The 11,482-nt window shown below is 31.9% G+C and carries 12 protein-coding genes; 10 read left to right on the forward strand and 2 right to left on the reverse strand.

The annotated features are described in order from the left end of the window. The first annotated feature begins 5 nt into the window (after window positions 1-5). The 4 genes from THYS13_RS10885 to hfq all read left to right on the forward strand — a co-directional run bounded on the left by THYS13_RS10885 (window position 6) and on the right by hfq (window position 2,156). Complete coding sequence (locus THYS13_RS10885) at window positions 6-956, forward strand: ribose-phosphate diphosphokinase (RefSeq protein WP_042834542.1); 951 nt, start codon at window positions 6-8, stop codon at window positions 954-956. Between the two features lie 570 nt (window positions 957-1,526). Continuing rightward, entirely contained in the window at window positions 1,527-1,700 is a 174-nt protein-coding gene (locus tag THYS13_RS14965; RefSeq protein WP_369819229.1) for a DUF5673 domain-containing protein, read from the forward strand. Beyond that, on the forward strand, window positions 1,697-1,870 hold the full coding sequence (locus THYS13_RS14325; RefSeq protein ID WP_161485940.1) for a hypothetical protein: 174 nt from the start codon (window positions 1,697-1,699) through the stop codon (window positions 1,868-1,870). Before THYS13_RS14965 ends, THYS13_RS14325 begins: the two co-directional genes overlap by 4 nt. Window positions 1,871-1,904: 34 nt before the next feature. Continuing rightward, complete coding sequence (gene hfq, locus THYS13_RS10900; protein ID WP_042834545.1) at window positions 1,905-2,156, forward strand: RNA chaperone Hfq; 252 nt, start codon at window positions 1,905-1,907, stop codon at window positions 2,154-2,156. 115 nt (window positions 2,157-2,271) lie between these two features. Here hfq and THYS13_RS10905 read toward each other — a convergent pair whose 3' ends face one another. Then, window positions 2,272-3,081 carry a polysaccharide deacetylase family protein gene (locus THYS13_RS10905; RefSeq protein WP_235603359.1) on the reverse strand — a complete coding sequence of 270 codons (810 nt, stop codon included), beginning with the start codon at window positions 3,079-3,081 and terminating at the stop codon, window positions 2,272-2,274. A 185-nt stretch (window positions 3,082-3,266) separates the two neighbouring features. Then, window positions 3,267-5,186 (reverse strand): asparagine synthase (glutamine-hydrolyzing), encoded by a 1,920-nt coding sequence (asnB, locus tag THYS13_RS10910; protein WP_052210521.1) that lies wholly within the window; start codon window positions 5,184-5,186, stop codon window positions 3,267-3,269. A 216-nt stretch (window positions 5,187-5,402) separates the two neighbouring features. Between asnB and rodA the strand changes: the two genes are divergently transcribed. The 6 genes from rodA (at window position 5,403) to THYS13_RS10940 (ending at window position 11,482) form a co-directional block, all read left to right on the forward strand. After that, window positions 5,403-6,500 (forward strand): rod shape-determining protein RodA, encoded by a 1,098-nt coding sequence (gene rodA / locus THYS13_RS10915; protein WP_042834546.1) that lies wholly within the window; start codon window positions 5,403-5,405, stop codon window positions 6,498-6,500. A gap of 162 nt (window positions 6,501-6,662) precedes the next feature. Then, window positions 6,663-7,346 (forward strand): response regulator transcription factor, encoded by a 684-nt coding sequence (locus THYS13_RS10920; protein WP_042834547.1) that lies wholly within the window; start codon window positions 6,663-6,665, stop codon window positions 7,344-7,346. A gap of 2 nt (window positions 7,347-7,348) precedes the next feature. After that, the gene (locus tag THYS13_RS10925) at window positions 7,349-8,761 is read left to right on the forward strand and encodes a HAMP domain-containing sensor histidine kinase (RefSeq protein ID WP_042834548.1); all 1,413 of its coding nucleotides are present in this window, start codon (window positions 7,349-7,351) and stop codon (window positions 8,759-8,761) included. A gap of 265 nt (window positions 8,762-9,026) precedes the next feature. Then, window positions 9,027-10,400, forward strand: a complete 1,374-nt coding sequence (locus THYS13_RS10930; RefSeq protein WP_042834549.1) for a S1C family serine protease — start codon at window positions 9,027-9,029, stop codon at window positions 10,398-10,400. A 127-nt stretch (window positions 10,401-10,527) separates the two neighbouring features. Further along, complete coding sequence (gene pth / locus THYS13_RS10935) at window positions 10,528-11,082, forward strand: aminoacyl-tRNA hydrolase (protein ID WP_029689335.1); 555 nt, start codon at window positions 10,528-10,530, stop codon at window positions 11,080-11,082. Between the two features lie 31 nt (window positions 11,083-11,113). Then, window positions 11,114-11,482: a hypothetical protein gene (locus tag THYS13_RS10940; RefSeq protein WP_042834551.1), complete on the forward strand. Its 369-nt coding sequence runs from the start codon at window positions 11,114-11,116 to the stop codon at window positions 11,480-11,482.

The raw sequence follows: 11,482 nt of genomic DNA on the forward strand, positions 1-11,482 counted from the left end.
ATTAAATGGCGAGATATACTAATTCTCTAAAAATTTTTTCAGGAAATTCAAATCCTAAGTTAGCTAGTGAAATAGCAGAGCATCTTGGACTTAAGCTTTGCGATTCAGAAGTAGGGACTTTTAGTGATGGGGAGATTAGTGTAAGGATTGGAGAAAGCGTAAGAGGTGCAAGCGTTTTTGTAATACAGTCAACTTGTGCACCTGTAAATAACAACTTAATGGAATTATTGATAATGATTGATGCTTTTAAAAGGGCATCTGCGGCTGAAATTAATGCAGTTATACCTTACTATGGCTATGCAAGACAAGACAGAAAAGCAAAAGCAAGGGACCCAATTACTGCAAAGCTTGTAGCTGACCTTATAACTGCAGCAGGAGCTCATAGAGTTGTTACAATGGACCTTCATGCTCCTCAAATACAGGGCTACTTTAACATTCCTGTTGACCATTTGTTAGGAGGGCCTATACTTGCAAAATATTTTATTGACAAAGAATTGGGAGATGATGTAGTAGTTGTTTCCCCTGACCATGGCAGTGTGACAAGGGCGAGGTATTTTGCAGAAAAATTGAATGCTCCTCTTGCTATTATTGACAAGAGAAGACCAAAAGCCAATGTAGCAGAGATAATGAATATAATAGGGGACGTAAGAGAGAAAAAGGCAATTTTGGTAGATGACCTTATTGATACTGCTGGTACTTTGGTACAAGGTGCAGAGGCTCTTCTTGACAATGGTGCTACTGAAGTTTATGCTTGTGCGACCCACGGAGTGCTGTCAGGTCCTGCGATTGAAAGGATAAAAGAATCACCAATAAAAGAATTGGTTATAACCGATACAATCCCTCTTCCCGAAGAGAAAAAAATTGAAAAAATTAAAGTGAGGTCTGTCGCTCCTTTATTTGCCGAAGCAATTTTAAGAATTCACGAAGGTATGTCTGTCAGTAAATTGTTTGTGTAAACACTTTATGGAGACAAAGAGGACGGTTCCTTCTGTCTGATTTTTTCGGACAAAAGGGAACCGTCCCTCCTGTTTGGCTCCTGGCATCTCAAAATCCACAATATCAGTATTATGTCGTGGAGAACCCTTAGTGCTTGAATTTACCAAGAATGGTACGAGGAAAAGATTGTATCTTTTAATTAACTGGCGTTTCTTTACAGGATTTACTGATAACCAAATTGTTTATAAAATAATAATGACTCAATTTCTGAATCCAGAGGTACTGTAAAAGAAATAGATATTACATACTAAACTGAACAAAAAGAAGAGAATTCAGGCATTGGAGATAGAAAATGGCAGAAAAAGGACAGAGCATGATAATAACGGATCCCAGGAAAAAAATATTCAGAGACAAAGAATGAAAAAGTTACTACTGGTAAGCAAGGAGGAATTTCTAAAGAAGTCGGCTGGAAAGGTGGCAGTACATTACATACAAAACTTCTTGCAATGGCTTTTATAGCCGAGATAGCTTATTTGGTTCATTCACTAATACCAAACGGAATTAACGAAAAAGGTATAATAAACTAGGGAATATTTCACACGTGGGATGATATTGATAACTATAGTTTTACAGATAAGTACCTTGTAATTACTTTAAAACCGAATAATAAGAACATTACCTTCATTGTCGACAATGATGGAAAAGAAATAATAAAGAATTTTTTAAAAGAAAAATTTAAAAAACAAGGGGATGTACCAAAATGATAAAACTTATTATACGAGCTCTGTTTTCAGGTATAGTTTTTATATTTTTACTACTTTTATTATCTGAAAAAGCAAGAAATGATTATAAACAAAGAGGTTTAAAACCTTTTATCTATATCTTTTTAGTTTTTGTTGCAGTAGATATTTTTATTGGATTAATCATCAAGTAAGAAAGTAAAATTATAAAAGTAAGGAGAGAAAATAATGGCCATTAAAAAAAACACTATAAAGTTACAAGATGTTTTTCTTTCACAGGTTAGGAAAGAAAAAGTACCCGTAATAATTTATCTACTTAGAGGCATTCCATTAACAGGAATTATTAAGGGATTTGATAATTATGTAGTTGTTTTAGAAACAGAAGATAGTCAGGAAATAAAAATTTTAAAAAGTGCAATTTCTTCAATAGTTTTGAAAGAACCTATTATTTTCATTCAATCAGACAGAAATGCCAATTGAAATATCTTTGTATGTAACTTTTAAAGTTACTTACACTTCCAGATGCAGTTGGAGCAGTTATTTATGAGGAGATAGCATATTTTAAGTATAGTTTTTTGGTTTAACCCAGCAACAACTATGGAAATTGTGAACAAAGCAATGGAGGCAGCAAAAATTCAGTTTCTCGGCTTAACCTATTAATTTTATTTACAATATCCTGTCCTGTATCAGTGTCTGTTACAGTAATGCGCTTTAGTTTCATGATGTTATCTCCGTAATAGTTTACTCCTTGTTGAATGCCAAATGCCATCTCGAATCCAACTTTTTTTGCTATTGCATCACTTATTTTATTTCCTGCCCCAAAGGGATATGCTAAACATATAGGGGCTTTTCCTATTTTTTCTTTAATTATTTCTCTTGAACGTAAAAAATCAGTATAAAGTCTTTTTTTGTATTGTGCCATTGTTTCTAAATGGCCATTAATTATCACTGGACCCATTACCATTGGAATTTTTCTAAAACCATTTGACATATATTTATGAAGGTCATAAGTATGGCTTTCAATTTCTATTATACCACTATCTGACATTTCTTTTGCTTGTTTCCATGTAAAACAAGGTATATATACTCCTGGTTTTTGATGATTTACTTCATCTGGTATATAACTTACTATAACGTTTATTTCTGCTTTCATACCCAGTTTTTTCAAAATAGGATAAGCATAAATATAATTACTTAAATATCCATCATCAAAAGTTATTACAATAGGTTTTGGTGGTAAAGGACTATTATACAATACAAAATCTCTGAGCTGTTCCAAAGTTATGGTATGATATCCTGCAGCTTTTAGGTAAAGCATCTGTTTCTCAAATCTCTCAGGATCAATTACTACTCTGCCATACTTTTTAGAGTTAAATGTTCCTTCTTTTTGAAGATGGTGATACATCAGAACTGGTACAAATGGTTTTTGGCTTGTGCTTTTGAGTATTCTGTGGATATTAATATACTAATTAAAAGCACTGTTATAAGAATAATAGGAATGAGTAAGAACTTTTTATTCATATTTTCCCCTCTTTTCAAAAAATTTGCATAAACAACTAATGGCAGACAGAGCATTTTTTGAATATATTCTCATGCTATAAATATTTGGTTTTTTTCAAAGTCGTTATTAATACTATCAATAAACATTCGATGCCAGAGTTCAAACACTAATAGTAGCCATATTTGCCTTCCAGTATGGGTTCCTTTATATTTACCACTAAGTAATCCTTCAATATATGATTTATTAAAATATCCTCGGTTGAGTGCCTTTTGCGACAAGAGAATATCCCTAGCAAAGTTTTTGTATTCATTTTTTACTAATGATGTGATAGGTACTGGAAATCCATTTTTCTTTCTATTTAATACAAAATATGGCAAGTCATTCTTAAAAGTTTGTTTTAAAATATATTTTTCAATATTGCCTTTGTATTTTAATTTTGATGGTATAGAAGCAGCAAATTGAACCAGTTTATAATCAAGAAATGGAACACGTAACTCTATAGAATGTGCCATAGACATCTTATCCGATTTTAAAAGTACATCTTCTGACAGCCAAATTTTCTGATCAAAATAAAGCATTTGGCTTACTTCATCTTTCCAGTCAAGCATATAAATAGAAGAAATATAAGGGTCATTTTTAATATCTATTAGACTTGAATATATATCTCTGTTCAATATTAAAGGTAATTCATTTTCTTTAAAAGTCATTCCCACCCCTTTATATCTTTTATTTATAGGTAATTTTGATCTTTGAATAAAATTTTTCCCGAAATTAAATGGCATTGCTAGCACTAAAGGTTCTATAAATTTTTCCCGTATAAATTTAGGTAAAATATTATATTTACTAATAACATTTGGTTCTTTATATACTGTATAACCTGCAAAAATTTCATCTGCACCTTCTCCTGATAGTACTACTTTAACATAATTTTTGGCAAGTTTTGATACATAATAAAGAGGAATAGCAGTTGGATCGCTTAAAGGTTCATCCATATGCCATATAATTTTCTCAATATCTTCTATAACGTCTTCTGGATTTACAGTTAATTCATGGTGATCTGAACCATAAAATTTTGCAGTTTCTTTTGCATATTTGAGTTCATTGAATTCATTTATGTTTGTATTTTCTTTTGGCTCTTTAAAAGCAATAGAGAAGGTCTTTAATTTTCCTTCATATAGCTTTGATGCTTTAGATAATATTATACTTGAATCAAGGCCGCCACTTATGAATATTCCTAACGGTACATCGCTTATCAATCTATTTTTAATGGAGTTTTCAAATAGGTAGGAAATTTTTTCTTTATAATAAAATTCGGGTTTTTCTTCAATTTGGTTTTTAAAGTCTATATCCCAGTATTTCTTGATATTTATTTTATTATTAGAATATGTTAAAATATGTCCCGGCATTAATTTTAAAATGTTTTTAAACATAGTTTGTTCTCCCGGAACATAGCGATATGTAAGATATACAGCTAATTTATCGTAATTCAAGTTTGTTTCGATAATAGGGCATTTTATTAGGGATTTAATTTCTGATGCAAATATGATTGTATTATCAGCAATAGTGTAATAGAGAGGCTTTATTCCCAATCTATCTCTTATAAGCAATATTTTTTTATTTTTCTCGTCATATATTGCTATTGCAAACATACCGTCAAGATAAGAAACAAAATTTTCACCGTATTCTTCGTATAAATGCACTATAACTTCTGTATCACTTTGAGTATAAAATTTGTGACCTTTTGCAACAAGGTATTTTCTTAAACGCTGATAATTATATATTTCTCCATTAAAAATAACCCAAATGTTTTTTTGCTCATTATGTACAGGTTGATGGCCACTTTTAATATCTATTATGCTTAATCTTCTCATCCCTAATCCAGTGCTATCTCCATAATATATTCCTTCGTCGTCTGGACCTCTGTGATACATTATATCTAACATTTCTTTTAAAACATGTTGTCCCATCAACTTAGCTTTATCTCCTGAAAATCCACATATTCCACACACGTTTTTCTCTCCTTTATATTTACTTTCATCAAAAGTATTCTAATTTATTATAACCGAAAATGATTAAAATAGGATTAAATATTGAGTTATTAAGTTGAAAAATTAATTATTATGTAATATATTGTTCATAAATACATGATATGATTTAAAATAAAGGAAGCAAATAATCTAAGAGAAATAAAGTCTAACTAAAGAGGCAGATGAGGTGGGCTAATCATGTTTGATAAAAGGGTTTTAAAAAATTTTGATTTTGTCCTTTTTATAGTAGCAATATTGATTGCGTTAATGAGCACCATTGTCATATTAAGTGCTTCACATTCCATACAAACAGGGTCATATAAACAAGTAGAAATCCAGTTAATTGCTATTTTAATAGGAATTATTTTTGTTATTATACTAGGTTCATTTGACTATTCTGTTTTTTCAAAATATTCTTCATACATTTATTTCATTAATATAATAATGCTAGTATCTGTATTTTTTATAGGAAAAGAAATTAACGGTGCTAAAAGTTGGATAGTAATAGGGCCCATATCTTTTGAGCCTGCAGAGTTTTCTAAAATTTTTTTAATATTAACCCTTTCAAATATATTAAAAGAAAAAGAAGAAATAAAAACTTTTAAAGAACTTTCTCTCCCTTTAATCCATGTTGGTATACCTTTTGTAATTGTAATGTTACAAAGAAGCTTAGGGACGGCACTAGTTTTTATAGCCATTTTTTTAGGAATGGTATATATAAGTGGGATTAAACCAAAAATATTTATGGAAATGATAAGTGCAGGTATCGCTCTAATGCCAATAGCCTATAAAGTCTTAAAACCATATCAGAAGGCAAGACTTTTATCCTTTATAAATCCTAATATTGATCCAATGGGGTCAGGATACCATGTAATCCAGTCCATCATAGCTGTTGGCTCAGGAATGCTTTTAGGGAAAGGGTTGTTTCACGGAAGTCAAACGCAATTATATTATTTACCAGAATCCTCAACTGATTTTATTTTCTCTTCCTTTGCTGAAGAATTTGGATTTATTGGGGCAATTATCCTTATAATTTTATACGGTATACTTCTTTACAGGTCGTTGGAAATTGCACTTAAAGCTAGGGATAAATATGGTTGTCTTATTGCTACCGGAATAATTTCTATGTTTGTTTTTCATATTTTTGAAAATATAGGCATGACAATAGGAATTATGCCGATAGCAGGTATACCTTTGCCATTTATGAGCTATGGTGGAACCGCAATGGTAAATAACATGATAGCGCTTGGTTTTTTGCTGAATATAGGTATGAGAAAGTATAAAATAAACTTTTAATTCAATATTAAAAAATAAAAAAGCTCTTTTTAAGCGTAAATTTTCCTTTTTTAGGATTTGGGTTAGGCGTAGATAGATAATAATGATTTTTTTATAAATGATTATGGTATAATTATATAGAAGTGAAAGATAGAAATTAATTAAAAAATAGAGGGTGGTTTTGTGGGAGAGAACCGAAAGATTTATGTAGTGGATGATGACAAGAATATATGTGAAATAGTATCTTTATATCTAGAAAAAGATGGGTTTGAAGTAGAAAAAATATATGATGGGCAAACGGCCTTAAGGAAAATTCAAGAGAAACCGCCAAAGCTCGTCATACTTGATATAATGTTGCCAGGAATTGATGGTATAGCTCTTTGCAGAGAAGTCAGAAAATTCTCAAAAGTACCCATAATAATGCTTACCGCAAAAGGGGATACACTTGATAAGGTATTGGCTTTAGAGATTGGCGCTGATGACTATATTGTAAAACCATTTGACGGGAAAGAATTGGTAGCAAGAGTTAAAGCAGTTTTAAGAAGATATGAAACGGAAAGTGATGAAAAACAAGCTGTTTCTTATCCAGACCTTTATGTAAGTTTGAGTGAATATAAAGTTGTTTATAAAGGGCAAAATGTAGATTTGACTCCGAAAGAGTTAGAACTTTTATATTTTTTATGTACACATCCCAATAGGGTTTTCACAAGAGACCAGCTATTAGAAAACGTATGGGGTTATGATTATATGGGAGATAGTCGTACAGTAGATGTTCATATAAAAAGGCTGAGAGAGAAAATGGGAGATGGACCTAATTGGAAACTTACCACCGTATGGGGTGTAGGCTATAAATTTGAGGTGAACTAAATTTGAGTAAAAATAGACTTTTTAAAAAACTTTTTATAAGTAATATAATTATCATACTTGTTACTTTGTCTATTCTTTCTGGAATGTTTTATCTGATGTTTCAAAATTATTACTTTGCCGAGAAAGAAAAAATAATGTTAGAAGAAGTTCAGGAGATAAATGCAATTTTAAATGAATTTGCGGTAGGAGACATAAATATAGATAAATGGAATCAAGAACTAAACGTTGTTACTAGATTGATTAATGCTACTGTATGGATTGTAGATAAAGATGGGTTAATTTATAGCCAATCACAGCAACAGGGAAAAGCTTGGACAGGAGTAAGCCTCAACAAAAAAGAGATAAGAAGCATTTTAAATGGGCAATCTGTTGTAAAAAAAGGATATTTTGGTGGCAAATTTAATCAGCCTGTTTTGACAGTAGGAGTGCCTCTTGTTTTAAATGGCCGAATTGAAGGGGCTATATTTATGCATGCTCCTTTGACAGAAATGAATAAAACCATTATAAATATTTTTATTTTGATGCTTTTATCTGGAGGAGTAGCTCTTATAATAGGCTTTGTGCTCATTTCTTATACTTCCAGTAAAATATCTCAACCTCTTAAAGAAATGAGCTTGGCTGTTCAGCAGGTAGCGAAGGGGAATTTTTCTGCAAGGGTACAACATAAAGAAGAAGATGAAATAGGAGATTTGGCTAAATCCTTTAATATTATGGCAAAAGAATTAGAACAATTAGAAGATATGAGAAAAGATTTTGTTGCAAATGTTTCTCACGAATTGAGGTCCCCATTGACCTCTATACAAGGATATATAGATGGAATATTAGACGGTACTATTCCAAAGGAAAAAGCTTGTGATTATCTTAAAATAGTACAGAAAGAAACAAGGAGGATGTCTAGACTCATAGATGATTTTCTTGAAATGACTAAGCTTGAGTCAGGTCAATTTCCACTTAATAAGACTGAATTTGATATAAATGAACTTATAAGACTGGCTGTTATAAAATTTGAAAAAAGGATAGTTGAAAAAGATTTAGCTGTTAAGGTTGATTTTGAAGAAGACAGACGAATAGTTATAGGGGATAGGGATAAGATAGAGCAAGTTTTGACAAATCTTATAGATAATGCAATAAAGTTTTCTAAAGAAAGGGGTATAATCCATATTTTTACTGAAATAAAAGACGATAAAGTGTTTATTACAATAAAAGATAATGGAATAGGTATTTCTCCAGAAGACCAAGAGCATATATGGGATAGATTTTATAAAGCGGACAAATCGCGAGGAAAAGATGGGGCAGGTCTTGGGCTTTATATAGTAAGGCGTATTATAAATGCTCATAACGAGGAAATTTGGGTAGAAAGTGAAGTGGGTAAAGGTACAGCATTTACTTTTACTCTGCCGGTGAAAAAATTTTAAAAAATCACAATAAAATATTTACACTTTGTTAACACTTTATTCATAAATAAAGGATACAATAATATTTGAGAGCGACAAATGCCTCTCCTTGACCTCCCTTATCATAGCGGTCCAAGTGAGTACTTGGGCCGCACATTTATTTATAATAAACAGTGCAAAAAATTTTTTAATAAAAACTACTTAAAATCTTTACATCATGTTCATAATTTGTTAATAAAAAGGGATTATAATTAAAAGCAAGAAAGAACAAAAGGAGTGAGTGGTGATGGATTACGAAAAAGAATTTGAAAATAAAATTGAAAAAAATGACCCAGAGAATGTGGTTCCTCCAGAAGAAAATAAAAAAGAAGAGTTATATCGGACAGAAGAATTAAATGGCGAAACATTAAAGGCAGAGGAACAAGAGCAAGAGGAATTGGAAACTCTTGCACCAATTCCTAAAGTAGAATTCAGAAACAACAAAAAGAGTCTGGGTAAGATGGTGAAAAGATTCAGAAGGAAGATGGTAGCATCTTTTATTGCAGTAGCGCTAATAGCGGCTTTAATTGGCGGAGGAGTTACAGGTGCTGTGATGAAATACTACGTTACCCCAAATGATGCATCAACACAGGTTGTTACAAAATATTTACCTCTAGAGGCTACTTCCTCAAATGACAGTGGTATTTTGAATTTGATACCTAACATCTATAAGATTGTCAGCCCAGCCGTTGTAGAAATTGATACAAGTACAGCTTATACAAATGGCTATAGAACAGAGTATGTTCCTAAAGGGAGTGGATCTGGCTTTATAATAAGTTCTGATGGATATATTGTTACAAATAACCATGTAATTGACGGAGCATCAAAAATCACAGTAAAACTTTTAGATGGTAGAAGTGCTGATGCGAAGCTTATAGGAAAAGATGATAGAACAGACCTTGCAGTACTTAAAATAAACCTTCCTAATTTACCCGTTGTAAGACTGGGGGATTCTTCAAAACTCCAACCTGGTGAGCTGGCAATTGCTATAGGTAATCCTCTTGGAGATTCCTTTGCAGGTACAGTCACAGCCGGTATAATAAGCGGACTTAACAGAAACCTTCAAAGTGATTATGGTCCTGTCAAACTTATACAAACAGATGCAGCTATAAATCCTGGAAACAGTGGAGGACCTCTTGTCAACAGTAAAGGAGAAGTTATAGGTATCACAAGTGTTAAACTTACTTCAATAGGTTCAAGTATTCAAGATCCCTTTGGATTTTTCCAAGGGCAAGCTACTCCAGTAGAAGGGATGGGATTTGCAATTCCTATAAATGAAGCGAAGCCTATAATTGAACAGCTTATAAAACACGGCTATGTAGAAAGGCCTATGATGGGAATAGGTGCTCAAACTATTACACAACAAGATGCAGTCCAATATAATTTGCCTGTAGGAGTGTATGTAGTCCAAGTTCAGCCAAATAGTGGAGCAGAAAAAGCTGGTATTCAACCAGGTGATGTGATAATAAAGGTTGATGGCAAAACCATTACTTCCTTCGAAGATTTACAAAGCATACTAAATAACCACAAAGTTGGAGACGTAATAAATGTAACAGTTTGGAGAAATGGCAAAACATTTACAGTTCCTGTAAAGTTGCAAAGTAGTGCAAACTTTCAATAAATAAAATAAAGGCCTCCCTCGCACAAAGGCTACCGGCAAGTTATCACTTGCCGGTAGCCTTTTACACATACTATAGCTTTTTTTTGTTTAATTATGTATAATTAATTTGATAAGGAAGGGTGGTCGTATGTACATAATTGCAGGTTTAGGGAACCCTGGTAGAGAATATGAAGAAACTAGGCATAATATAGGGTTTATGGTAATAGATGAGTTGGCAAAAAAATTAGGTATAAATGTCACAAAATTAAAATTTAAATCTCTTGTAGGTGAAGGGAATTTTAAAGGAGAGAAAATAATTCTTTTAAAGCCTCAGACATTTATGAATTTAAGTGGTGAAGCTTTATACGATGCTGTAAATTTTTATAAAATTCAACTTGAAAATGTAATTGTAATTTATGACGATAAAGACCTGGATGTGGGCAAAATAAGGATAAGAAAAAAAGGAAGTTCGGGCGGTCACAATGGAATGAATTCTATCATATATCTTTTAAATAGCGAAGAATTTCCGCGTATTAGAATTGGAATTGGAAAACCGCAAAAGGATTTAGTAAGTTACGTATTAGGAAAATTTGAAGAGTCAGAGAAAAAACTAATTGATGAAGCTGTTATAAAAGCAGCAGATGCAGTGATAGATATTATAGAAAATGGGATAGAACATGCTATGAGCAAATTTAACGGTTGATAAAAAGGCAATAAAGGAGAAAAAAGAATACATGTGGCTATTATCTGGAATTGGTGGTGTAATTTTAGCATATTTTCTAAATAGGGTGGCAGTAACTAAATATAAGAGAAGAGCTATAATTTATTTTGTACCAGCCATTGAAGAAACGTGTAAGACAGTGGCAGGGTATTTGACTTCCTCTATTCTTTTGTCTCATTTCATATTTGGGATTGCAGAGGCAGTAAATGATTACATAAAAACTTCCTATAAGATTAATTTAAGAGCTTCTATTTTAAGTATCTTAAGCCACAGCTTTTTTGGTATAATCTCTTACATATTAGTGATGCAAACAAATATTTTTTTGGCTATTATTGTAACTTCTTTAATACACGGCTTATGGAATAGGCTTATGTTGAGGTGA

Source organism: Thermoanaerobacter sp. YS13 (assembly GCF_000806225.2).
Taxonomy (GTDB): domain Bacteria; phylum Bacillota; class Thermoanaerobacteria; order Thermoanaerobacterales; family Thermoanaerobacteraceae; genus Thermoanaerobacter; species Thermoanaerobacter uzonensis.